We start from the raw sequence: 25,754 nt of genomic DNA, 5'->3' as shown, positions 1-25,754 counted from the left end.
CCAGCCGGTTTACTTCTAATGGCGAAGCGCTCGCGCCTTTGCTTTTGATCAACAACCGCGATGGAACATTCGAGGAAAAGGCTGCTGCTTGGGGCCTGGGAACGCCGCAATTCTCGGCAGTTGCGACGAGCTGGCTTGATATTGATAACGATCGTGATCTCGATCTGATTCTCGCCTCTGGGAAGGGTTCGCCTGTGATATGGCTCAACGACCGGGCCGGAGCGTTTCGGATCGTCAAAGGTTCCGATCTGGGACTCAACGTGCCCGGTGTGTCCGGCTTGACAACGGGGGACGTAAACTGTGATGGCAGGCCGGATCTTGTCTTGCTTACCGGTGGCCGGGTACGGTTGTTCCTCAACGAAGGTGCATGCCACTTTCGTGAGGAAGAAAAATTCGCGCGTCAGTTTGGACGGCTGGGCGGGACAATAGCGCAACTTGCGGACGTTGACAACGACGGGGATGCGGATCTTTTCATTGCGGATGCGTACTCGCCGAATGGTCAACGGCAACCCGTCCTCCTCCTTAATTCATGGCCAAAACAAGGGTTTGTTAATGTATGCCAGGAAGACCCGCGATTTCTTTTTTGCGGCCTACGCAATCAGGGAAATACCGCAGGAGTACTCGCCGATTTCGATAACGATGGCGGGCTTGACGTTCTTGTGGCCCCTTTGAACACCACTGCTGTGTGGTTCAAAAATTGCGGTCCGCGTGGCAACTGGATAAGCCTCGATCTGGCAGGAACGCGATACACCGATCAGAAGTCTCGCTCCAATGAATCGGCCATCGGGGCACGCGTCCAAGTCCGAACTGGCCAAATTTTCCAGCAATGGGATGTGGGGCAAATTGCCGGAAGTACGTGCTGGGCCCCCCTGCGATTACACTTTGGATTGGGGCAGCAGCAGGAAGTGGAATGGCTCCGCATCATTTGGCCGGATGCCGTTCTTCAGTCCGAGGTTGCGGTTAAAGCCAATCAAGTTGCCAATATTGGTGAAGTTCCTCGCAAAACTTCTTCCTGTCCACATTTATTCGTATGGACCGGCACCCGCTTCGAATTTGTATCCGATTTCGGCGGAAAAGGGGGACTCGGATATTTGATTCGGCCGGGAATTTATGCCAAACCCTATCCCGTGGAATATGTGCCCCTGCCTCCTTTAAAGCACAGTACTGATTCAGTTGTCTGTAAAATCATCGAACCGCTAGAAGAGGTCGTCTATTTCGATCATGCTTCTCTTATTGCAGTGGATCACCCAGCGGGCACATACGTTCTTCCCAATGAGATGATGCCGGTTTCGTTAGAAAATATCCCCGAGGAAATTCTCTGCTTCGGCGAAGAGCTTGATCCTGTCGTTGCGACAAACGATCTTGGTCAAGATGTGCTTCCTATTCTAAAAAATGTTGATCGCGACTGTGTAGGGCCAACCGAGCAGGAGAAACGCTTTGTGGGTTATGCGAAGGAGTACTCAATTGTGCTTCAATTTCCAGGCACCATAGATCAGTGGCTGGAGTCGGGGAGACGCGTCTTCTTTATCGGCTATGGTTGGGTGGAATACAGCTACTCCCAGACGAATTATGCCGCCGCACAGGCGGGTATTTCCTTGAAAGCTCCAACCTTCGAAGTCCTACGCGGCGAAAAATGGGTAGAACTTGCCAGGGAAGCGGGATATCCAGCAGGGCTCAACCATTGGATGACACTTGAGTTAACCCACCTGTTGCAAAAAGGGGATCGCACACTTCGAATACGAACAAATATGGACCTGTATTGGGACCGGATCTTCCTTGCGGCAACGAGCGACGGCAAAATCCGGCAATTGGAGGTTCATCCCAGCATTGCAAATTTGACGTATCGCGGTTTTCCGCGAGAGTACACGCCCGACGGCAGGCAACCCACACTTTTGGACTATGAGAATATAGACTTGACTCTCCCATGGAAATGTATGGCAGGATATTATACACGCTTTGGTGATGTAAAAGAGCTCGTTCTTAAAAGGGACGACGCTTTTGTCATCATGGGTCCTGGGGAGGAACTGACGCTAGAATTTGATATTAGTGAGTTACCCAAGCCCCCAACTGGTTTCATACGCTCATGGATCCTAAAGACTGACAGTTTCTGCAAAGACATGGATATCCATACCGCCGCAGGGGATCAAGTGGAACCTCTACCGTTTCATGCAATGCGGTCCTATCCGTATAGCCCGCCAGAGAAGTTTCCAGAAACGGTGGAGACAATCAGAGCGAAAGAAGTTTATAACACCCGCTGGATGGGAGTAGGCAACGAAAAGTGGTCAGATTTTATTTCCCAGAATGAACGATAACGGCACAAAGAGGAGCTGCTGCGACACAGTAATATCCACAGAATTGGGAGATCAACTTCAACGGTTCAATTCCGAATTATGAACAAGCGAAGACTTTTCCAGCGATCTTCCGAGACCGATAGCGTGAAGAGAGCCATTCTCTCAATCTCGGCCTTGGCTTCTCATGACCGATCTAATTTGATACCTGCAGTTCCGGGATAATTTTGCCGTTGCGAATAATCCCAGGAACTACGCGGCATTTATTCGCATTAACCTTATCCCATTCGATCGTGCCAAAGATACCACGATATGGCGAAAGCGCGACCAAGCGTTTGTAAACCTCAACGCGGTTTATGCTATCGTGGCCCTCTTCTACGGACTGTGCGATAGCATGAAGAAGCATACGAACCGCATCGTAGGTCAAGAGCACAGCATAGTCGGGTTCAACGCCGAATTCTTTCTGGAATGCCTCCCGAAACTCTTCCGAGGGATGAGCACCAGTTGCCATAAGAAACGGACAAATTATTCCGTCTGCTTGCTTGCCGAGCGATTTGAGAGCATCAACACGGGAAATGCGTGCATCACACAAAATCTGTACGTTGGCTTTACGGCAACGTATCTCCCGGATAATGGCAACCAGAACTGACTGCGGGGCACTCACTACCAGCCAGTCGGGTGATTGCCCCAGCGATTTCCTCACTGCTTCTTTCACAGCCTGGTCCTCGTTCGGGACAATGATTAACGAATTGACTGGGCAATCAAAGTGAAGAAGACATTTGTTCAACTCACGCCAAAACCATTGAGAGTCGTGGTCATTCCCCAAAAGTACGGCAATCCGCTGCGGTTTACTGGCGACGATTCGCGTAGCCAGGATTGGAGCGATCAGGTGGTCCCCTGGGGCCAGCGCAAAGATCCACGGTACACCTGCCAAATTGGTTGTCTTATCAGTAGCTACCGGTGAAAGTAAGGGCAGATGGGCCTTGGCGACAATTGTCTCGGCAAGGTGAGTGGTCTCGCCGTCCATTCCGCCGATCACCCCGGCGACATTTTCACGAAAAATCAGTTGTGCTAGAGCGGAGGCTCCGTCGGACCAGGGGGAATCTTTAATGAGCGGAACCAATCGGCAGGGCGGAAGCCTGTCGCGCAGATCCCTTTCCGCATCTTTGAGGCCTCGTTGGGCTGCCCACCACAGACTCGCCGTAGCCAAATCATCGATCTTCGATGGTCCAAAATATCCGATAACGACCTCCTTGCCTGCTGTGATCGCTGAACCACGGAGCAAAGGCGCAGAATTCTTCGGATCGCGGGCCTCAAAAAAAGGATCAACCGCGTGTTGGAACGGATAAATGATTTCCCCGTCCGAGGCACCTGCGATAAGTACAACCGTTAGATTGCCCCACGTGAACAATATCTCTGCGATGACGCAAAAGATTAAGCTCGCTCTGGCCAAACAATTAGACGCGCTTAAGTTTATACGCACAACGTGCAATAATGACATAAATGCCGTTTGTCCAGGCTGATACCGGTTTCGTTCGGCGTTAATTTCGTGAAAACTGAACAGACGGGGCCGCTACTTCTTTCGAAAGCCCCAGATCTTCTCTAGAGTAAAACTTCCACTCATTGTTTTCTCGGACCGCAAGATACGCATCGCTGGCCCGGTCCAGAGCGGCCGTGAGCATTAACTCGCCGGTGACTCCATGCCAAGGATCGCGCCGGGTTGCCAACACATCCCGTATCTTGGCCCGATTAAGCCCGGCGAGCTGGATTGCCCAGATCAAAAGCTGGGTTCCGTCGTAGGCGTGTGCGGCATAGGTATCCGGTGCACATCCGAATCGTGCTTCGAATTTCTGTCGAAACTCTTCCAACCGCGCGTCCTTTCGTGAAGGATTCCAGGGAGATGCGCAAATCACACCTTCCGCATTTTTACCGGCATTTTTTACAAAGTCGTCGAGCAGACAGCGATCGCATGCAAAGAAGGGTTGTTTCATCCCCATCTCGCGCATCTGGTTGAGGATGCGGGCGCCGTCTTCCGCGTCGCCCCAATGCACGACCGCTTCCACCTGGGCATCCGCGAGGCGCTGAAGTTCTAAAGAAAAATCCTGTTGACCCACAAAGTAAGCCATCTCGATCGGAACAGGACGTTCCAGTCGGCGGCTTGCGTCGCGAAATTCACGCACTCCGAAGCGGCCATACCGGTTGCTCGCTCGAATGATACCCACCCTATTGAGCCCTAGCTTCTTATAAATATAGTCAGCCAGAAGATAACACTGACGCCTATCATCCGCAATAACTCTTATAACCCATGGTATATTCGTCTCAATAAATGTCGGATCTGTGTCCCCGGTATTAATCACGGGAATTTCGGCCTTGAGGGCGACCCGAATCGCGATATGGCTGTTTGCCCCATCAATCGTGCCGATGATGGCCCAGACGCTCTCTTGGTAGGTCAAGCGGATGATCTCATCCCCCGAGGATCCCCACAAGCCGTTGTCATTGCGAATGACTAACTCAAATGGAATTTTCCGCCGCCAATACCCACCCGCGGCGTTGGCTTCTTCGATCGCAAGCTGGCAGCCGCGGAGCATCATCTGCCCAAGGTTTTCCTCGTGACTTTTTCCCCCGGTGGCTACAGATACCGTGGGTTCAATGGGTCCCAAAAAACCAATTTTGACTGTATCGACATGCTCTGGCTCTGGGATGCTCCGCCCCGGCCCTGTATATTCCATCTGCGTGAGGAAATGTCTTTTAAAAGGTTGCGTCAGTCGTCCGAACGGATCCAATTCCTTCGGGGTATCAGCGTATATGGGGTCTACGCGCAGCGGAAGCCGCGGTACCTCATAAGGCCCTGCCTGATTAATACGTTCGAGGATCGTCAGGGTGTATTCGTCTACCGGAAACGGGAATGCGTCCTGATTGAAGACTACCTGCCCGGATTTTCCGGTGGGTGCCAGGGACTCGGAGTCGGAAGCCCAACCTGCTCTACAAACCGCCAGTCCTATGAGCAGGGTTGTTAAAAGAAATCTAGACCAGTACATAGCCAACTCCTCTTTTCCATTATTCAGTCTTATAGAACAACGTACTACTAGTTACTTCCTGCATTCACCTTGTTGAGCCATTCAGGATGTTGTTTAACTCCTGGATAGTAACCTCGGCCAATACCATGCGAAAGTCCTTTGGCGGTCCCTACCCACACGTCCTCGCCGTCAAAGTCCATTGCGATGATAAAGTTATGCGCTATACTCGTTTTGAGAGGGACTTCACGTATTTTACGGCCCTGGCGAAACACCTCCGCGCGGCCGCCGGGATTGTCACCGTTACGGTAATACGCGACGTACGTGTCGGTCGCGTAGTCCGCCACGACTCCCAGTCCTTTGTCCGTGCACATCCAGCACTCCTGGGCAGATCGGGCGCGGAGTGCATTCGTAAAGTCGCTTGGAAGACCTGTTTCGTGGGCATAGATTCCCCGCCAATATCGGCCATCGTAGCGACATTGGCCAAAGTAGGTGGATACCCATAGAGCTCCGCCGACATAGTTTGCAGCTGTTGTAATCACGTGAATGATTCCGTCGTCGCGGAAAAGGTCGATTTCCATTTCCCGATCTGGATCAAGATAAACTTTCCACCTCTCAGTTGGCACGTCAAATTCCAGGCAGCCACTTCCCCACACGGCCAGGAAAACCTTATTAGCCTCCGGTGAGTAAGAGACGTTATAATTCCAGATTTCTTCCATCGGTGCGTTTTTCTCAGTGAAAATCGTCCATTCTTTTGTCGTTGTATTGTAACGACTCGCTCCCGCAGTAGTCGCACACCACACGTTATCGTGTTCTACTGCTATCCCATACACAACATTATTCACCAGCCCACTGTTCAACTGGTGAAAATGGTCAAATCGCCCTCCCGAAAAACGAGCCACGCCGCCTCCGAATAAAGCCAGCCACACATCGCCCGTCTGAGGGTCCACGTCGATCCCGGTTACCGCCCGCCACGGCAGGCCATCCTTCTCTTTCCAGACCGTAAATCTTCCTGTTTTCTTGTCATAACACGCCAAACCGTCTTCGGTACCTACCCAGACTTTCTCGCCTGCACAGCGCACTGCAAAAATATGATCATTGGGAAGTCCATTCTCTTCTGTAAAGTTTTCCCACTCTGTGTAGACGTAGGGTAGATCGTCATCCGTGACGTTGTCGACACCTTGCCCAAAGGCCAACTTGGGCTTCTGTGCATCGGCACCATTTTTGGTAGTTGCCGGCTCGGCGGCCGTACTGCTTATCCAAAACGGGCACACCATTACTACCCAAATAAGCGCTGTACACCGCATACTGGTTACCTCTTCTTTAATCGGTCATAAAGTTTTTAGATACTCAATAAGATCGTTCAGCTGATCTTTGGTCAGGTCATTCGTGACACCGTGCGTATCATACGGATTATGAACAGTCCAAATTTCCTCCAACGTGGGAGCGATTCCATTGTGGAGATACGGTGCAGAGTTATAAATGTTAAGAAGCTGTGGCGTGTCAAATATACCGTGCCGGTCGAGTTTCATCTTTGTCCCCACGTCGTGACTGCGCCGATCAGTATACAGTGGAGGTGGATGACACGTCACACACCGGTTCTCGGGCGGAATCAACCGTCCATCGTTGGTGTAAATCCTCTCAAAAATGGCTCTTCCACGCCGCTGTGCTGGCGTGAGCGGCGCTCCCACAGGCCGATGGCGATTTGGAGCGAGTGGGATAGTACAAATATAGTAATCTAGCGCCGTTAACTCCTCCGGAGTAAAAGGTTGAATGCGCGTGAAGAACACTGCAAGACGGGTCCCACATTGCCGGGAAAGTGTGGGATTGATGCCCTCCCATTTGAAGGGGGATGTATCAAGGATACCTCTCAGAGTGCGGTTGTCGACAGGGTTCACACCAATATCATCTTCAATGTCGTACGTCAGCCCTTCGGCATGCCCGTCGGGGTGACAACTGGCGCAGGAAAACTGCCGGTGGAACGTATTTTTGGCGCTGTGGAAAATGCGTTCACCGAGTCGTTCACGCGTGATAATCTTTGGTCCGCCCAGATCGATCGTTCTAACAGGTTCCAGAGATTCAATATCAATTACGCCTATGGAATCCTCCAGGGAATTCGCTACAAAGAGCCGCGCCCGCTTACTATCCAGTGCAAGCCCCCGGGGACATTGACCGACATCGATCTGCTTTATGACAAACTCTGTGGCAGGCCCTAGATGGTTGGGAAGAATTTCTTTGCGAGTTTCTTCTGGATACGAAAGAATGAGCGACTCCATCCTCCTGAGATCGAGAACCGCAACGCGATTATTCCCCGAACTCGTAACAAATGCTCGGAGACCATCCGGGCTGATAACCACGTCGTGAGGATCAGGAAAACACTCTCCCGGCTCGTCTAGAAGTACTTGATCAATCCGGCCGTCCGGCCAGAGAATCCCAAGCCCATTGGTGATTGTCCAACCCTGGAGGAGCCGCGTGATCGGAATCACGTTCTTGTGTCGCGCCAAAGTGAATAGTGCAAATCGCTGCTTGGGATCCCAAGTGACCCCACGCAGGCCGTTAGCCCCCTGGGCGACCGCCCGGTTCACAATTTGGGCCGTGCTCGTATCCACAACGGTCAACTCAGTTTGAGCTTCAGTGCGAAACGGCACAAATCGCGAATAAATGTTTGTGACTACAAGCCACTTTCCGTCTGGCGAAAGGCTTAACGACCAAGGACCGCGTCCCGCGCTTAATATTTTAACGACTTTAAACGACTTTAAATCAACGACCGATATATCGTCTGAAAGAAAGTTACAAACGTATAAGTATCGCCCTTGTAAGTCGGTCATTAGTCCGTGCGGTTCATCTCCAACTGGAATGGTCCGTACCGCCTTGTTTGCACGAATATCGACGACTGATACTGAATCGTCCAGTCGGTTACTGACAAATGCGAAAAGACCATCCGGGGCGAATGCCACATCGTGGGGTTGACGCCCTACGGGAATCTCGGCCCGCACAGTCAGGGTATCCAAATCGATCAAAGCGACGGTACCGGATGCCTCGCACGCCACCAGGGCAATATCGCAATTTGGAGACATGGCAATGTTTACCGGTGTTTTATAAACCACTTCCGAATTCCGCTCGGAAGGATCGGGCTGGGATGGATGAGCAATTTTGGCCATCATTTGCTCAAAATCGAATGGTCTTTCCGGGCTCGATTGATGGCATCCGAGGCACGTTTCACGCGTCGGTTTCTTCAGCGCCCCATCTGGCTGCTCCGGATTACCGCGTCGGGACTCGACATGTTGACTTCCCGGCCCATGACAGGCCTCACATCCGACTCCTTCGAAAAGGCTATAGCTCTCACGAATCGCGGCGGCTGCCACATGATAGGCCGTGGAATGACATTTCAAACATTCAGGTGCTGTTCGCGGATCGGACTCCACACGCCGTTGTTTGGCCAACTCCTGTCCCTTCGTGGATCCAAGACACATGTATGCCCTGGCATGTTTGGTTTCGAGCCACTTGCTAAACTGCCATCCGGAGTGAGCACCGTCGTGGCACTCCGCACACACTGCAGACCCAACAAGAGCCGCTTGAGTCTTGTTCACGGGCGGAGCCGGTCGCTCCAGTGGCGACAGCGTTGCATTGGGTGGAACCGGATGTTTAATGGCCTGCCATCCTTTGGCGATATCGATGCCTGATTTACCGAGTACTCGCTGGTGGGATTCCTTGGGTGCATGACAATAAATACAACCCTCCAGGCCAGGCATGCGAAGGCCGCGTTCCATGGCCTTTTGCCGGTCCCGCATGATAGCGGCATCTGCATATTCACTCCCGGGGCCGTGACACTTCTCACACTGAACACCGTCACGAATCGAGAACGTCGGATCCAGCTCCCAGGGTTCGGCCTCCGCTGCTGTTGCGTGGCAACCCAGACATATTCGGGACTGATGTGGTTCCACGGCTACTCCGCTCAAGCGTGCGATCTGCCTGGCCTCCGGTTTGTGCAGTGCCGCATAAGCACGGGCATGAGCAGACTGTGCCCAAACACCGCATTGGTCGCCCAGAGAGTGTCCCTCATGGCACTCAGCACAAACTTTGACGCCCACATAAACGGGTTGAAAGTTGGGAGGCGCCGCTTCCAAACTACGAACCACCCAAGCCAAAACGCAGGCATTCAGGACGAACCACAGTATAGGCCTCGTCCCGTTTAGCAACTTACTGAACGGTATGTCAATCCTTCTAACTCCTGCCATATTCATTATTGCCACATCCGCCATTCGTATTCGTATATATTTCTAAATACTTGCTTACATATTATATTGGCACTTCGTTTGAAAAACCCGCTACCATAAATCACACGCGGTTCTAGTAGCCCATACCGGAATCCTTCAGTTTGGCTCGACCACTTTGAGAACCTGGTTCGCCTTCACGTTTTCCAACCGAGTCTTCTTACCATTGGGCCAGCGTATTTCCACCCAGTCCGCAACAGTGTTGTCTCCCAAACCAAAATGTACGCGTGGATCCATTTGCGACAGGTATCCGCGGGTCGGAATTGCATCGCGAAACTGGATGAGCGAACCGGCCCGAACAGTGACCCGCGCACCGATTGCATCTGTCTTTCCATTGGAACGCTTGGGCCAAACCATGAGCCAATTCTTACGGTTCCCTCCGTCGTTGCGCAAAAGTATGGGCGCATCATTGAGATTAATGACCAGAAGGTCCAGGTCCCCGTCATTATCAAAGTCACCACATGCCACAGCCCGTCCCACATGCTTCTCGTGGAAATACGCCCCTGACCGGTGCGACACGTCAACGAATTGTCGATTCCCAACATTCTTCAAAAGCACGTCCTCTTCCGGATATTCATGATGGGCATCGCCGTTTGCCACAAAGATATCCAGCCAGCCGTCGTTGTCGTAGTCGAAAATCACCGAACCCCAGCCGGTGTACTGCCCACACACGGCAGCAATTCCCGCACGCGCGGTCCAGTCCTCAAAATACTCACCACAATTAATGAGTAAACAGCTATAATCCATATCCGGGATAAACAGATCGAGTAAGCCATCGTGGTCAATATCGCCAAAATCTGGTCCCATACTGGACACGCCCTGCCCTGCCTCCCCAAAGGAGAGACCCCTCGGTAAGGCTTCGTTCCTGAAATTCCCTCCCCCCAGGTTCAGGAAGAAATCATTTGCCATAGCGTCGTTGGTGACATAGACATCGAGCAAACCATCGTTGTTCACATCAGCCACCGTGGCGCTCATGCCCCGTCCTTCTGGATTCCACAACCCCGCTTCTTTCGTCACATCCGTGAACGTACCGTCGCCATTGTTTCGATATAGAGCATCAGGCTGACCCTCGTAACTAAGCGGACCTGGATAACCATCAGCCTTGTAAAAAGCACGAAAAGCGCCTAAGTCGTACTGCAAATAATTACAAACGTAGACGTCGATCAGTCCATCACCGTTATAATCAAACCAAGGTGCCGAAAGACTCCACCGCGGATCATCCAGCCCAGACTGGCGAGAAACATCAGTAAATGTCCCGTCGCCGTTATTGTGATAGAGAACGTTTGGTCCATAGTTGAGCACATAAAGATCAACAAACCCGTCATTATCGTAGTCCGCAGCCGAACATCCGCTTCCGAAATGCCCGTCACCAACTCCGGCCTGCTCGGTGACGTCTGTGAAGGTGCCGTCTCCATTATTTCGGTACAGAGCGTTGCGAAGCTTCCCCCGTAGATGCCGGCCTTGGTTACTGCTGACACCAGGGGTCCATGCGCCATTAACGAAGTAAATATCCATCAGACCATCGTTGTTGTAATCAAAAAAGAGTGCCCCGCTCCCCGTCCCTTCGACGATGTTACTCAGTTCCTCATCGCCGATGCTGTGTTTGAAGGTGATGCCCGCCTCCCGCGTCACGTCCGTAAAGGTTGGCAAATCCTGACTGAAACCGGATGCAGTGAGCATCACGCAATAAAGAGCTGCCAGAGCCACCGAAACTAATGGTGCACATCGCTCAATAACCGCAATGGTATGTCGAAATAAAAGTCTCCTCATAAAATTGATGACCCCTTCGAATAACAATGATTCTTCACCAGATTATGGCATTTCAAAAGGATATTGACGATCGTACACAGCGCCTGTATCGATCCATTCGATGATGACTTGAATATCACTCTGGGATAATGGCTGCACGCTTGTGTCGTGCGGCCAAGGTTTATACGACCGCGAGGTCCATTCTCCGTCCCAAGGTTTTGCCAAGTTTTTCGAAACCACATGCCAGACAAGCGGACTCAGACGGGCTGCGCCGGGCACCACGTAAATCGGTTCGAAATAGGCGTTCTCCCTCGGAGACGGATCGTCGGCAGAACCAATCAACTGCGCATATGAATACGCTGCTGATGGAGACGCGGGCCCAGGATGGCCTGAATCTCCCGACGGAACCAGCCACGGTTTCGCGCGGGGTGGAACATGGCAGTGTACACAAGAGCGCTGAACAATTGGCCAAATAACGTGGACAAAGTCGGGCACGTTCATTGAAGCGGATGGTTCAATCCGTGGTCGATCTTCCCATAGGGCGTCAGCCATTCTGTTGAATGGCACACGCTCTGGGTCTTCGTGACATCCAATACAGCCCTGATGAACTCCGCCTTTGACCCAAAACCAGCCGGATGTTCGCACGTTGAGCCCCTGTTCGTCAATCAGTTGCAGGGCCAATGGTACGTTTGAAGGAACTTCCACCTGGAAAGATCCATCGGGATAAACCGGAATTTCACCAAGCACGCGGAACGGGAGACTTGGATGCCGCTGGCCGCTCAATTTTGGAACAGTCACTGCCTGCAAAACTCGCAACTTTTTGATCGAGCCGTTAGGAAATCCTTGATCGCCCAGGTCGTTGTCGTAAACACTCAGGCAATAGAGAGTGCCTCGAGACGCCGCGTCATCGACTCCCGAGGATCGGCCATCCGGGAGGGGCCGGGGCGCAACAGCTTTCGCGAAAATTTCGTGATAACGCGGATCATCAAATAGGGGCGTCCATTTTCGAGTCTCCAAGTCGAAAATACCCAAGGCAAACGAGGTTCCCCCTGTGCGGGGACGCCGGGAAACGAGCAGGCGCCCGTCTGGAAGAGCACAGGGTGAATGATATATCCAGGTCGGATCGTCTGTCAGACGTTGATATGTGCGCAAAGGACGTCTCAAGTCGACACAGGCAATTTGGCCGGCTCCGTCAAGGGTCAATTCGTCATTCTCAATAAACACCAGTTTCCCGAGGAGGCCGCGGGGAATCACGGTCGGCATGAGCTTGTACTTAGCCCCAATCCCCGGTAGAAAATTCGCGGGGTCTGTCCCGTCCGTGTTGACCGCCAAAAGGTCCAGACGCGCCTGCGGATTTTGTGGATATGACGAGCGATAGCTGGAAAAAACGATGCGCCCATCGGGAAGCAGTGTGCCCGGCAGATCGGGCGAATGATTGACCGTGAGTCGTCGAAAGTGTGAACCATCCATACGACAAGAGAACAGCGCCGACACCGGGGTACCTGTGAGAGGAGATTCCTCCTCAGTCAGTTGACGGAGAAACGTGATTTGAAACCAGGGAAGAGGAGCATCAAGAATGTATTGGGTCGATTGATAGCTTGGAAATCGACAGTCGCGAGTGTCATGCGTGATTTGGCGAAGGGTTCGCGTCTCCAAGTCGAGCTCATAAATGTTCCAGGGTGCTTCAGCATCGGGTTTACCCGCGAGCAATAACTTTTTGCCGTCAAAGAAAACGTCTGCTTCGGCCGTTGCGAAAAAAGAGGGCAGCAATATTTCCGGTTCATGACCCGGCTGAAGAAGTACGAGGCGGCAACGCCGTTTTACATCGACCAAAGACCCGGGAAATAATGTGGACAGCTGGTCCCCGCTTCCCTCAACTGGCACCTGAGTTAGTACAATGGGACAGGAAAGATCATCCACCAACGGGGGGACAGCTCTGAGTTGCGCGATCGGGAAAGCGGAGATTCCGACTCCCAGTAGCAACGGCCAAACCGGCGGGACGAAGACACGGGTGCGAAAAAGGGACCGGGACGCGTAGATTAACCCTATCCAACCGAGGATCATAAGAGAGGAACCCAGTCGAGAAACAAAGCGATTGCCATCGCGAACGAACTAGCTTTAAGGCTATTTTACAGCCCAATCTACTTGCTTGCAACAAATTGGTACTTTAACCCTCAAATACTTTCATGATCTGTCAGAAAACAACATCAAGTTGATAAACTTTCCCAGTGGCCTTCCGTAGCAGTTAAGGAGTTACTCCGTCCTCAGTTTGACACCTTGGGAGAAAAATCGAATTGCGGTGACAGGGCAATTATGCGAGACCGCGACTCCAAACTCAGGCGTCGTGTGGCGTGGGAAGCGGCACGCCTGATGTATTTCCGAGAGGAGACCGAGTATTATCGCGCCAAGTTGAAGGCCGCCCGGCGAGTTTATGGACCCGATGTTCGCCCGGGAGACCTTCCCAGCAACAGGGAGATCCGGGAACAGATTGAGTCTGTTGCCCGGGCTTTCGAGGGGGAAAAGCGGGTCCAAAAGTTGGGGGAAATGCGTCTGGAAGCCCTCCGTATGATGCGGCTGCTCAGGGAGTTTCGGCCGCGTCTGGTGGGAAGTACGTTGACGGGCCACGTACGCCGCGGCTCGGACATCGACATCCACGTGTTTTCCGATAGCGTGGAAGCGGTCCGCCTGACGCTGGAGCAGGCGGGACTTCCCCACGAGGTGATTCGCAAGCGGGTGGTCAAACACGGGGAAGAGCGAACCTACACGCACATCCACGTTTCCGGACAATTCGAGTTTGAATTGACCGTCTATCCGACTGAACTGGTCAACTACCGGTTTAAAAGCTCGATCACTGGTAAACCGATGGAGCGTGCTTCGATTGAGGAGCTCGAGAAGCTACTTGCTCGCGAGCACCCCCGACTTATGGTAGAAGTAGGTTCGACGGACCCGCAGGAGATGGTGGTGGATCGGTTTCGCATTTACGAATCCCTTCTTCTTCCGCTGGAGAAGGTGAAGGAAGATCCCCGGTACCATCCTGAGGGGGACGTTCTTTATCACAGTCTTCAGGTGTTCGACTGCGCCCGGGAAGAATCACCCTACGACGAAGAGTTTCTTCTGGCAGCTCTTCTACACGATGTGGGGAAGGCCATTGATCCAAAAGACCACGTCAAAGCGGGACTGGAGGCCTTGGAGGGCTTTATTACGGAGCGAACCGCCTGGCTTATCGAGCATCACATGGAAGCTCAGGGAATCCTCGACGGAACCATTGGCGCGCGAGCCCGTCGCCGTCTCGAGGCATCGGAGGATTTCGACACGTTAATACTTCTTGCCAAATGCGATCGGGCCGGTCGGAGGGTGGGTGTTAAAGTTCCGGACCTTGAGGAAGTTTTCGACTACATTCGCAGTCTCGAATGCGATTTTCAGTGAAATAAGTTTGCCAATAATGGGTATTTGAAGTATTCCGCGCCTACCATCCGGACGACTGATCTGTCAGTGACTGGGGCTTGTGGCTTCGTACTTTTTGGCCTAGGATGACGCTGCTTCAGGATTTCAACCCAGCCGCCAGCAATCCCGTCGCCGAGGAGCGCAATGCGCTGTGCAAATAGATAGATGTCCCATTTGGCGGCAATCCTTCGCTTTGACTCAATTCAGAAAGTTCGAGCCAGCAAAGGTTGTTGCCCAAATTCAGAAGAGAGGAAGATCCATGCTGTCTACGAACGGGCTCGGTCGAGCAATAAATACCAACCGCATTCGGCTGATTTATTTGTCGGCTATTTGTCTGCTCGCATCAGGCGGCGAATGGACAAGCAGACACACGTCCCTGGCTAGCGAGCCCGAAAGTCATTTCGAAACAACGAGTGGACCAGTCCCTTGGCATTATCCCTTGTATTTGGGTTGGGGAGGTTACTGGCGAGAACGGATTCCTATTGTGATTTTTAATACCAGCCAGCGGGATATTCTGGGCCAGACTTTGGCGTTTCGTGTGATTTCTCAGGAAGGGACGGCGACTTCCGATAGCGACGGGAGCTGGCCGAAACTCCCCATCGCGGGATGCGACTTGCGTGAGATCCGCGTTTGCACGGAAGACGGCCGAGAATTATTGTGGGGCGCTTTCGATGCGGAGGGGAACCCTCTTCGAACTGGGCCGTTTCCAGCGGGATCGTTCTTCGTTGTCCCCATAGAATGCCGTGCGGGCTCGACCACGCGCGTTTTCCTCTATTTGAGCAATTCACAAGCGACAGCCGTACCCGATCACTGGGGAAAGCGACCGTTCCTTGCGAATGGCGGCATGGAATTTGGAACCGGCAACGAACCACTCGGCTGGAAGCACGATCCGATGGATGCTGATCATCACGCCTTTTGGACCACTGATCGACCCCACTCCGGTTCGAAATGTGTGACTACCGTCGTTAGGCCTGGTGCGGCAGCTAGCTGGATTGCCACGCGCCAGACTGGAATTGCAGCGATCCCCGGAGCAAGATACCGTTTGCGTGCATGGGTCAGGGCTGAGAACGTCCAGGGAAATGCAGGGTGGTACGTGCACGCTGGAAATGAAACGAACCCGATGATGATCGCCCCAGTATTTTCGGCCGGCGGAGGCAGTTACGACTGGAAGGAAATTCAAGCCGAGTTTGTTGTTCCGCTGGAAGCGACAACGCTCAGCGTGGGCACTGTGCTCTGGGGAACTGGGCAGGCGTGGTTCGATGACGTGTCGCTCGAAGTGATCGGTGAGTTTCCCTGGGTTGTAAAGGTGGGAGCTCCAGAGCGATGCATCCTCAAAGAGGTGGAGTTAGAAGAACCATGGCGGGCCGAGGAAGCTTCCGATCAAAAGTGGTCCCCGAAGCTGCGCGCGACAGTATTTCAATGTGCTAACGAAGAAGCCAGAGATGTCTTGCTGGCCCTGTCCCCAGAACAATTCCGCCGGAAAAATAACCTCGGCGACAACGCTCGTTTCTTCGTCCAACAAAATACAGGCACAAACGAATGCCTGAGGGTGGGCTCGTGGGTCCTGTGGGTTGAGGATCTGCCGGCGCAGTCGGTTTTGCAACGTTACTTGAAGTTAGTGGCCGACGATGAAGGGTCTGCCCGCGGAGCCGGGCCTGATCGTGACTACGAACGCCTCCTTTTCAGCACGAGAAACTTGGTCAAAAACCCATCGTTCGAAGATGGTAAAGAACTGCCAGCCTTCTGGAAGCCAGTCGGCGAAGGCACCGTAGGGGTCAAGTTTGGTGTCGATGAAACCGTCCCTCCCGTCGGAGGCCAAAAACGATGTGTTCGGCTGGAAGTAAGCGCTGAGGCCAAGCCGGGATGGTACGGCTGGCATCAAAGCCTACCAGTACAGGGTGGGCGAACTTACCTTGTTGCGGGTTGGCTTAAATGCCAGGGCATAACCCAGGGTGACGTGAGAATCCATCTCCATTTTCACGATGCGCAAGGCCAGCTCACCGCCAAGGGAGCAATGACCAATGTGGGACCGGGGATTTCCGGAACCCAAGACTGGACTTTGCTGAACGCGCTGGTTAAGGCTCCCGTTGATGCGAGGGACATGACCATTCATTTGACGACAAATACCCACGGTGTGTTCTGGCATGATGCTATCCTCGTGGCGGAGGTCCGGTCGGTGGATATCGCAGAATGGGAAGCAAGGCCGGTCCCTGAAAACGAGTTGGCACTGTGGCAGGTACCCAGTGTGGTGAAAGTGTTTCAGGAAGACACACCCGGCCCCGTGCCGAGGCTGCTTTCATTTTTCGCGGCAAAAGGAGAGTGGGAAGTCGTTCAGTTAGCTGTAAAGTCGCATAATCCGCTGAGTCAACTTACGGTCGAGGTTGACCCACCAAAGAACGATGTGGGTGACAAACTCGATCAGTTTCAGGTGGCGGTTGTCGGGTATGTTCCGATCGACTATCCGTCTAACTACTTCCGATCCGAGGAGCCTGCTTGGTATAGGAAAGTTCCATCGGGGACAAGAGGAAGTGACGGTTGGGCAGGCTGGTGGCCGGATCCATTGTTGCCTAAGAATACGTTTGATTTAAAGGCTGAGACGGCGCAACCTGTTTGGATCATCTTCAGAATTCCTCGGGATGCTCGTCCCGGATTTTACCATGGAATTGTCAGGCTTCGCACTGAACGAAACGTCGTAAAACAGATACCTCTGGTGTGTCACATCTGGGATTTCGCCTTACCAGAGAAGTCGACGTTTCCCGCAATCTACGACGTGCGACTCGGGCCAGGCAGAGATTTTTGGGGCGCAAGTTTCGACGAAACCTATCGTCAACTTGTGGCATTCATGGCCGAGCGCCGATTGTGTCCCGATACCATTCGTCCCGATCCCGTGCTCCGATTTGAAAACGGAAAAGTTGTCGCAGATTTTACGAATTACGATCGCGTCGCCGAATGGTATTTTGATAAGCTTGGCTTGCCTTCATCGTACGCTCCTCACCTCTTTTACTTATTTGGATGGGGATTTCCGCCCCGGGAAGCGTTTGGCGAACGTCCCTATCCCGGAGAACCCCCCTATGCGAGTGCCAATCGCTCGGCATTGAGGCCAGAATTTAAAGAGGCCTACCAAGCATGCTTGCGGACCTATTGGGACCACATGAAAAAGCGTGGGTGGGCGAACCGGGTGATTCTCTACATTTCTGATGAGCCATTTGCTCACCTTCCGGAAATCAAAGAGCAGATGAAGGCCCTCTGTAAGATGATTCACGAAGTCGATCCCACCATCCCCATCTACTCAAGTACCTGGGAGCACGTTCCAGAGTGGGACGGCTCTCTCACTGTGTGGGGGCTTGGTCACGATGGACGTGTGCCACCGGAGAGGTTTCCTGCCATTCGCGAGAAGGGAGCCAGGATTTGGTATACCACGGACGGCCAGATGTGTATCGACACGCCCTACTGTGCTGTGGAACGCCTTTTACCACATTACTGCTTCCACTTCGGTGTGTCGGCCTATGAGTTCTGGGGTGTGGCATGGAACACCTATAACCCCTATGAGTTCGGCTGGCACTCGTTCATCTATCAAAGTGAGCGGCCAGGTGAATCTTATTGGGTGCGATATCCAAACGGCGACGGTTACCTGATCTATCCTGGCCAGCCAATCGGTTATGACGGCCCGGTGAGCTCGATTCGCCTGGAACAAGCTCGAGAAGGGGTCGAGGATTATGAATACTTTGTCCTGCTGCAAAATTTAGTGTCCGACGCCAAAGCCCGTGGTCGCAACACGAAGGAAGCAGAAAAGGCGCTCTCTGAAGCCCGTCAACTTATATTAATCCCCAATCCCGGTGGCCGATATTCTACAAAAATGCTTCCGGATCCAAACCGGGCGGAAGAAGTGCGTCTGAAAATAGGGCGAGCTATTGAGAGTCTGTCCCACAACTGAAACCTGGGTAATAACTATCGCGAACCGTCCTCTTCCATTCGGAGATTTACGGTTCCACGGTACGCACCGGCTGAAAGTCATCGGAACCATCGGGGACAAGGCTCAGCCGCACCGGCCCCTGGAGAGATTTGACAGCGTTGAAGAATTCACGAGGGGTTTTGATGGGGACTCCGTTCACATGTGATATCAGAGCTCCCGGACGAAGCCCGGCCTTCCATCCCGGGCTGTCTTGATCCACCTCCACCACACCGACGGCATCCAGAGTGCGGGGAAACTGCCAAAAACTTTCGGGCGCGATCGTCAGAGCGGAGACGTAGTCAACTGCAATTCCGCGCCACTTCGGCCGCGGCGCCGTGACTATTTTTTTGCCTCGAACAGGATACTTGGTGAGCTTGGCTTGCACATTGAACCGCCGCCCTTCTCGGAGAACTTCCAGATTGACGGACGCATCAGCAGCGAGACGGCCCACCAAGAGCACAAGTCCATCCTCGTCATAAATCTTTTCCCCGTTCACCGATGTGATTACGTCGTTGGGCCGTAAACCCGCCCTTTCCGCCGGTGCACCTGGAATCACCCGGGCGACGCGCGCCCCATTATTTCCCGAGGCTCGCTCTTTCAGTGTCAATCCCTCTGGCTGGACCCCCAGGAATCCGTAGTCGACCTCTTCACCCCGTTTCAAGTGGTTCAGCACCCGGCGGAATGTCTCATCCACCGGATATGCATAACCCGCCGCTGTCTCAAAACCTGCTACCGCGGGCAGGGCCGTCAACATCCCTACCATTTCTCCCCTCAGATTGATGAGGGCCCCACCATTCGTGGAGAAACTCAGCCGGGCGTCCGTCTGGATTAACGTCCCAAAGTGATGGAGAGTCGGCTTTCCAGTGGGTTCCTGGTCGGAGGGAAAGGCAGGTGCCTTGCGACCGAGGTTTGACACAATTCCCCAGCTCGCACACACCTGTCCGTCGCGTGCGATGGCATACGGGTTTCCCAACGCGATGACAATCTGGCCCTTCCGGAGCGTGCCGGCATCGCCAAGCGCTATCGGCGTCAGATCATGGGCAGGGATTGCCAGCACAGCCAAATCGCTTCGCGGGTCCGCCGCCTTGACAGAGGCGCGGAAAACACGGTGATCACTCAAGGTAACGTAGTATTCGCTGTCATCAGCAAGAACTTGGGTCAGCGTCAACACCAATCCGTCCGAATCCACGATGACACCAGCCGCGTAATCCGTGGCAACAAAATCAGCATCCCCGGGTTGAAGTCGGGGGACCGGCGCAAAAAGCTGCCCGAAAAGATCAGGCCGTGGCTCAAGATTGAATACCTCGCCCGGTCGGGAGACACGCACCCGCGCAATCGCCACCACTGACTTTTCCGCCTTTTCCACAGCATTGACGATTGCCGACTCCATGGCCGCGACGAATGCCATCCCCTCCTCTGCTCCCGGCGGCCCCGGAGATTCCCCCCGGCCCACTGATGCACATAACGTCGCGAGTAGTGAGGACAGAAAAGCCAACCGATAGCCGAGCCGTGCGCAGCCACTATTCATCATGCCCATCCGCTCACCGTGCTCTCTTCAAAACCGAAACGCGTTTCTCGCGCCTGCGGATTGTCCGCCTCATGCCAAGGCGACCTAGGTTTCCCATATTTCAAGGTAAACCTTTCCTCCGACGCTCGGCAACTCTTCCGATCCTTTTGAAATAGCTCCCGATTGGTTCCCTTCTTCCCGGGAAGGCAGCCGGATGGCCAGCAGATTGCTGGTCGTGCTCAACAGATTAGTAATTTCCGCCCGATACACGGACCGCTCGTCAGCGTTTTGTTGGCTTTGTTCCAGGTTGATCGTTCTTCCATTCAACTGGACATTTGCGGGAGTCGGCACCGCCTCCAGAATAAGCCACACGCGGCTTGTCTGCGTCAACCCCGAGGGGGTATGAAAACGCCGCTGCAGGATTTTCCCCCCGCTCGACTCGAACACGCTCCAGGGCTGCCTCAGGTAGATGCGATGGCTTTCCATGAAACTGCCGCTAGTCCAGCTCAACCAATCGATCCGTTCGATTCCCATGTTGGTATCGAACATTGGCGGGCAGTTATTGACAATCACAAACGTCATCCAAACATTAGTCGCCAGCCGCCTGGGCTTCCCAGCTGTGTTTCTGAGAGTCATCACCGCTCGTCCCGTACCGTTTCGAAAGGCAACGGAGTCTTCTCCAACGGCGGGACTTCGACCGATCTATCCTCCGCAGGTTTACCTTTCACAAAGAATGTCGGCAGCAAGGAAATGCCCAAAATACCACCCACGATGGCCAACGACACCCAGGGATCAATGAGACGCCCATGAAGATCGAAGTAATGGTGCCCCACGTACTCTCCCACCATTTTCAAACCAATGAAGGATAACACTGCTGCGAGACCGTAATGCAAGTACTCGAAGCGGTCCAACACCCCAACGAGGAGAAAGTACAAAGCCCGCAAGCCCAGAATAGCCCAGATATTGGAGGAATAGACAATGAATGGGTCACGCGTAATGCCGATGACAGCAGGCACGCTATCCACCGCAAACAGCACGTCGGTACTTTCCACCACGAGGAGAACCAGGAATCCCGGCGTGGCGTGCACAAGGCCATTCCGCTGAACGAAAAAATGGTCGAAAATGGGTTCGGGACTGATACGAAACCACCTTTGGGCGAAGCGTAGCACAACATTCTTTTCGGGGTGCACGTTCTCCTTTTTGGAGAAAGCCAAGTGAATTCCGGTATAAATCAGAAACGCACCGAAGACCAATAGGACCCACTCAAACATTTGAATGAGGCTGACCCCAGCGGCCACGAAAATGCCTCGCATAATGATGGCACCCAGGATCCCCCAGAAAAGAATCCGGTGTTGGTATTTGATGGATACTCCGAAATAGCGGAATATCACCGCAAAGACGAACAAATTGTCAACGGAGAGAGATTTCTCCACGACGAACCCTGTCAGAAATTTGACGCCCGCTTCGGAGGTTCCGTGCAGCTGCCACCCCCACCACCAGACGAACGCATTAAACCCGAGGGCCAGCCCGATCCAAAACACCGACCACAAAAATGATTCGCGAAGGCTCGGCACATGGTCGTGCCGATGGAAAACGACCAGGTCCAAAAACAGCAGCGCGGCGATGGCACTGAGAAAGGCTACCCAATGCCAAAGATGAACATCCAACAAGTTTTCGGCTGCCAAGGCTCAGTCCTTTTCCGGTTGCAAAAAGTGAAAACTAACTCCGTCGAATATGCTCCTCAAGGGTATGCTCACTCACTGATCCCTGGCCCCCTCCCATTTGTTTAGCCCTCCTTGGTTCTCATGACCGATCAAGCACTAACTTTTCGGACACAACGGCCATAAGTGACCGTTTTCTGCCGATGGGAATGATCCTCCTATTCTCCCCATGGGTACAGAGGAATTCTATCCCTCCCTCACAGCCTCGGCGACGGTGTCCGCTGTGCCAGGACGGCCACCACTTCCTGGACGAGTCGTTCGACATCCATCTCACTGACCGACCCTTGCCAGTTTGGAAGAAACGGTGAACTTGGCGGTCCTGGTTGACTCACAGCGTGTCGCTCATTGATATGTCCAACGCCGCGAGAGGCGTCGCACTCCAATCCGTCTTCCTCCAAAAGTTGAGCAAGTGTAAGGCGTAATCGATCGAGGTTTTCCCGATGTCGCTTCGAGAGGGGCATCCTGCTCATCCCCATCCGGAACCCACGGCAGGCGACTCCTACCCGGAAACCTTCGGGGAAGTCACTCGCTCCAAAAAGACAGTCATTGTAGCGCAGCAGCCGATACTGCCAGCGTCTCGCCTCGTCAATGCGTCCCTGGCGGACAGCTTCGTAAATTGCCCGCGTGATCTCGGGCACCACACCGCTGGTTGCATTGGTGCCACCGTCACATCCTGCCAGAAGCATCGGGAAAAGCACGGCATCCCAACCTGTCAAAAAGCTAAAGTCCGGTCGTCTGGGACGAATGGCAGCGAGCATTCGCATCATCAGGGGAAGATCTCCTGAGGAATCTTTGATCGCCACAATACGCGGTTGCTCTTCAGCCAAGCGAACAATTGTGTCGAGGTCTAAAGGAGAGGCGAGCCAAGGAATATTGTAAATTGTGATATCGACTGGACTATGCTTCGCGATCTCAGAGAAATACTCATAGATATTCTCCACACTGACCCGGTAGTAATAGGGGCAGACAATCGCGACAGCACGCACACCAAGCCGAGCGTAGTACTCACAGGTGGCGATGGTCTCCTTAACGTTAGCCTCGGCTGCCCCCGCTAAAATCGGGACGCGACCAGCCACCTGATCCACCGTAATTTCGATGATCCGTCGTCTTTCCTCGGGAGTGAAACGCAAAAATTCGCCTGTCGATCCGTTCGGATAAAGCCCGTGAACTCCGCGTTCGATGAGCCAGTCGATGTATCGACGCAATTCGGACTCACAAATGTTCCCGCGGTCATCCAGGGGGACCATATTCGGGGTGAAAATGCCCTCGATCTTTGCTTGTGCCATGGTGAAGTCGCCTCGTCTGCATGCTACCCTGAGAAAATATCAGGGTATTTAATGCGATTGCCGAAAAAATTGATTTTACCTGCTTTGCGAGCAGTATGAGAGAGAAACAATCAAAGCGAGGGACGCTCCGTCAAAACCACGCCGTGTTCCGATGGCGCGCTCCCCCGGCCCTCCAGGGCTGGGCGATTCGCGGATCTGTTATTCTTGCAATTCTAGCTTATACTGTGGCTTTTTACGCCTGCGCATGGCAACCACTCTCCCAGGCTTTCCAGCGTCCCGTCCGGCGCTTCGAGATGTTTCCGTTGGTCCTCCTGCTTGATCAGATTGTCTCTCAATGGACTGGGTCGTATGGGAAAATAGCCCTGTGGGACCGAATTCCTGCCTTGGCCACGGCGATCATCATAGTTTTCTCGGCATTTTGGTGGGGGCAATGGCTCCTCTCGCAACTCAGGATCGAGGACCGGTTAACCCACGGGGAAAAAGGCGCCCTTGCCATCTTGACGGGGCTAGCGGTTTTATCCCACCTGATCCTGATGAGTGGCCTCGCGGGATTGTACTGGACGCGCTGGCTATTGCGCTTCTGGGTGGCGATCCCGCTTGCGGTCGCGGGTCTGACACTCTTCCGCCGGCTCCTTTTTCAGAGAGTACCGACGCCTATTCATGCGGGCTTAGGTTGGTTCACGATCTGGAGCCATTTAAAGGCGACGGAGCGGAAACACTCCGCCGATGCCGCGACCTTGACCGACGCGGGTATTTTTTTGGGGAGCCTTGTGCTCTTCGGTGTGCTACTAGTACTCGCTGCGGTTTTACCCCCCACGGACTTCGACGTGCGAGAGTACCATCTCCAGGCCCCAAAGGAGTTTTTTCAAATGGGGGCAATTACTTTTCTGCCGCACAACGTTTACGCAAATATGCCACTCGGCGCTGAGATGCATGCCCTGGGGGCGATGGTACTATTGGATGATATTTGGACGGGGGCGCTGGCCGGGAAACTGATCATCGGTCTTTACGCCGTGGTTGGCGCTTGGCTGGTGCTGGCTTTTACACGCCGTTATTTCGGTTCGGCCGCGGGGCTGGCAGCGGCCGGCATATTCATCACCACGCCCTGGGTGATATCGGTGTCCGCCGCGGGACTTGTGGATATCGCAATGAGCGTCATGGTTTTTGCAGGGTTCGTGTTGACTTGGGAAACGCTTGTTTCTGAGGAGTTATCGGAAAGTGGCGTCCGGCCCTTGTTGCCACGCAGCACCGCCAAAAGCTGTCCCGAACCGCCTCGCACAGTCACTGGACAAGTCAGTTCAAAGCCAATCTCCCAGTTGTCCGCAATGCTTGCCGCGGGTTTACTGGCAGGCGGTACTGCATCGATCAAATATACAGGTCTCGTGTATAGCGCTGTGCCGACGGGAATTTTAGCCAGTCAGTTCCTGTGGAAAAAAACACGGAACGCGAAGATACTGACCATTGGCATCTTGTTCTTCATAATCGGCACGGGGCTGGCAGGCGGGGGTTGGTACGCCAAAAACGCCACTCTGACGGGTAATCCCGTCTATCCTTTAGGATATGCGCTATTTGACGGCGTCAACTGGGATGCGGGGAAAGCTGCACGCTGGCACCGTGTGCACAGTCCCCATGACTTTTCAGCGTTTACACTGGCCAAGGACTTGTTGAGAATTGCTCTTACCAGCGACTGGCAGGGAGCACTAGTCGTTCCATTTGCGATAGTCGGAATCGTGAGATTGCGACGAAACGAGCTCGCCCTTTACATGCTGCTCCAGACCGGATGGATTTTTCTGACCTGGTGGTGCTTTACCCACCGGATTGATCGATTCTGGCTTCCTATTTTGCCCTTCTTGTGTGTTTTGTGCGGTGCGGGATTCTCGGCGCTGGCCAAACTGCGCCTGATGCCGCTGAGCCGACTCGTTGTCGTTACTGGGTTAGTATGGAGCTTCCTCGTCGTCGCCAGTGGCGCGGCTGTTTACAATCGTTTTTTCGCTCCGCTGGATGAATTATGGAATGACCCGGAACGAATTGGTCAGGAACATATATTGCTCAACGATCTTTACTCTCAGCTCCCACAAGATGCCAAGTTACTGTGCGTTGGGGAGGCGGCTGTTTTTGACCTCAGAATGCCGGTTTCTTATGCCACTTGCTTCGACGATCAACCTTGGGAACGGATGACCCGCGGCAAAACTTCGACCGAAATACACCATGAATTAAAAACGCATCAAGTGCGTTATGTTTATGTCAACTGGCTGGAGATCGCTCGTTATCGCTCCCCCGGGAATTACGGTTTCACAGATTACGTGCAGCCTTCTCAGTTCCGCGAGCTCGTTACTGCAGGCGTTCTCGTTCCTGTGCTAATCCCACCAGGCACTCCGAACCAGGTTTTTCTCGTTAAATAGCTCAATCTGGTAAAGCAGTCCTCATTGACGGCCTGTTTATGCGCTTATCGCACTTCCTCGCTGGAAATTTCCACCAAGTTTTTGGAAGACTTTGCCGATTATTCCGACAACGACGAT

Annotated in this window: 14 protein-coding genes; 4 read left to right on the top strand and 10 right to left on the bottom strand. The window is 53.4% G+C overall.

Going from position 1 to position 25,754, the window contains the following annotated elements; translation table 11 throughout:
• A partial coding sequence (locus ABJK56_RS11510) for a CRTAC1 family protein (RefSeq protein WP_347244817.1) occupies positions 1–2,312 on the top strand: 2,312 nt, incomplete at its 5' end.
• Between the two features lie 172 nt (positions 2,313–2,484).
• Here ABJK56_RS11510 and ABJK56_RS11505 read toward each other — a convergent pair.
• The 6 genes from ABJK56_RS11505 to ABJK56_RS11480 form a co-directional block, all read right to left on the bottom strand.
• Positions 2,485–3,741: an ABC transporter substrate-binding protein gene (locus tag ABJK56_RS11505; protein WP_347244816.1), complete on the bottom strand. Its 1,257-nt coding sequence runs from the start codon at positions 3,739–3,741 to the stop codon at positions 2,485–2,487.
• Between the two features lie 88 nt (positions 3,742–3,829).
• Positions 3,830–5,326, bottom strand: a complete 1,497-nt coding sequence (locus ABJK56_RS11500) for an ABC transporter substrate-binding protein (protein ID WP_347244815.1) — start codon at positions 5,324–5,326, stop codon at positions 3,830–3,832.
• 47 nt (positions 5,327–5,373) lie between these two features.
• Entirely contained in the window at positions 5,374–6,609 is a 1,236-nt protein-coding gene (locus tag ABJK56_RS11495) for a hypothetical protein (protein ID WP_347244814.1), read from the bottom strand.
• A 24-nt stretch (positions 6,610–6,633) separates the two neighbouring features.
• Positions 6,634–9,429: a multiheme c-type cytochrome gene (locus ABJK56_RS11490; protein ID WP_347244813.1), complete on the bottom strand. Its 2,796-nt coding sequence runs from the start codon at positions 9,427–9,429 to the stop codon at positions 6,634–6,636.
• Positions 9,430–9,675: 246 nt separating this feature from the next.
• Entirely contained in the window at positions 9,676–11,346 is a 1,671-nt protein-coding gene (locus ABJK56_RS11485; protein ID WP_347244812.1) for a CRTAC1 family protein, read from the bottom strand.
• Positions 11,347–11,388: 42 nt separating this feature from the next.
• On the bottom strand, positions 11,389–13,095 hold the full coding sequence (locus tag ABJK56_RS11480) for a hypothetical protein (protein ID WP_347244811.1): 1,707 nt from the start codon (positions 13,093–13,095) through the stop codon (positions 11,389–11,391).
• A 543-nt stretch (positions 13,096–13,638) separates the two neighbouring features.
• Between ABJK56_RS11480 and ABJK56_RS11475 the strand changes: the two genes are divergently transcribed.
• Both ABJK56_RS11475 and ABJK56_RS11470 read left to right on the top strand, forming a co-directional pair.
• A complete protein-coding gene (locus ABJK56_RS11475) occupies positions 13,639–14,751 on the top strand; it encodes an HD domain-containing protein (RefSeq protein ID WP_347244810.1) in 1,113 nt (370 codons plus the stop codon).
• A gap of 277 nt (positions 14,752–15,028) precedes the next feature.
• Positions 15,029–18,703, top strand: coding sequence for a DUF4091 domain-containing protein (locus ABJK56_RS11470; RefSeq protein ID WP_347244809.1), 3,675 nt, complete (start codon positions 15,029–15,031; stop codon positions 18,701–18,703).
• Positions 18,704–18,749: 46 nt separating this feature from the next.
• On the opposite strand, the gene ABJK56_RS11465 is transcribed toward ABJK56_RS11470, so the two are convergent.
• From ABJK56_RS11465 to ABJK56_RS11450, 4 genes are all read right to left on the bottom strand, one after another.
• The gene (locus ABJK56_RS11465; RefSeq protein WP_347244808.1) at positions 18,750–20,129 is read right to left on the bottom strand and encodes a trypsin-like peptidase domain-containing protein; all 1,380 of its coding nucleotides are present in this window, start codon (positions 20,127–20,129) and stop codon (positions 18,750–18,752) included.
• A 204-nt stretch (positions 20,130–20,333) separates the two neighbouring features.
• Positions 20,334–20,864 carry a hypothetical protein gene (locus tag ABJK56_RS11460; protein ID WP_347244807.1) on the bottom strand — a complete coding sequence of 177 codons (531 nt, stop codon included), beginning with the start codon at positions 20,862–20,864 and terminating at the stop codon, positions 20,334–20,336.
• Entirely contained in the window at positions 20,864–21,913 is a 1,050-nt protein-coding gene (locus tag ABJK56_RS11455; protein ID WP_347244806.1) for a TerC family protein, read from the bottom strand. The genes ABJK56_RS11460 and ABJK56_RS11455 overlap by 1 nt, the downstream gene beginning before the upstream one ends.
• 233 nt (positions 21,914–22,146) lie before the next feature.
• Positions 22,147–23,235 (bottom strand): dihydrodipicolinate synthase family protein, encoded by a 1,089-nt coding sequence (locus tag ABJK56_RS11450; RefSeq protein WP_347244805.1) that lies wholly within the window; start codon positions 23,233–23,235, stop codon positions 22,147–22,149.
• A 95-nt stretch (positions 23,236–23,330) separates the two neighbouring features.
• On the opposite strand from ABJK56_RS11450, the gene ABJK56_RS11445 reads away from it, so the two are divergent.
• Positions 23,331–25,637 (top strand): hypothetical protein, encoded by a 2,307-nt coding sequence (locus tag ABJK56_RS11445; RefSeq protein ID WP_347244804.1) that lies wholly within the window; start codon positions 23,331–23,333, stop codon positions 25,635–25,637.
• Positions 25,638–25,754: the final 117 nt, after the last annotated feature.

This window comes from Thermogutta sp., from assembly GCF_039793925.1.
Taxonomy (GTDB): domain Bacteria; phylum Planctomycetota; class Planctomycetia; order Pirellulales; family Thermoguttaceae; genus Thermogutta.
Note: the sequence above shows the minus strand (reverse complement) of the source record. Positions and strands in the feature narration are given on the sequence as shown.

What these genes read in the sequence shown, in the direction of transcription:
- ABJK56_RS11500 (WP_347244815.1), bottom strand. Translation starts at nt 5,326, where the DNA reads ATGTACTGGTCTAGATTTCTTTTAACAACCCTGCTCATAGGACTGGCG.
- ABJK56_RS11495 (WP_347244814.1), bottom strand. Translation starts at nt 6,609, where the DNA reads ATGCGGTGTACAGCGCTTATTTGGGTAGTAATGGTGTGCCCGTTTTGG.
- ABJK56_RS11485 (WP_347244812.1), bottom strand. Translation starts at nt 11,346, where the DNA reads ATGAGGAGACTTTTATTTCGACATACCATTGCGGTTATTGAGCGATGT.
- ABJK56_RS11475 (WP_347244810.1), top strand. Translation starts at nt 13,639, where the DNA reads ATGCGAGACCGCGACTCCAAACTCAGGCGTCGTGTGGCGTGGGAAGCG.
- ABJK56_RS11470 (WP_347244809.1), top strand. Translation starts at nt 15,029, where the DNA reads ATGCTGTCTACGAACGGGCTCGGTCGAGCAATAAATACCAACCGCATT.
- ABJK56_RS11465 (WP_347244808.1), bottom strand. Translation starts at nt 20,129, where the DNA reads ATGGCATTCGTCGCGGCCATGGAGTCGGCAATCGTCAATGCTGTGGAA.
- ABJK56_RS11460 (WP_347244807.1), bottom strand. Translation starts at nt 20,864, where the DNA reads ATGACTCTCAGAAACACAGCTGGGAAGCCCAGGCGGCTGGCGACTAAT.
- ABJK56_RS11450 (WP_347244805.1), bottom strand. Translation starts at nt 23,235, where the DNA reads ATGGCACAAGCAAAGATCGAGGGCATTTTCACCCCGAATATGGTCCCC.
- ABJK56_RS11445 (WP_347244804.1), top strand. Translation starts at nt 23,331, where the DNA reads ATGAGAGAGAAACAATCAAAGCGAGGGACGCTCCGTCAAAACCACGCC.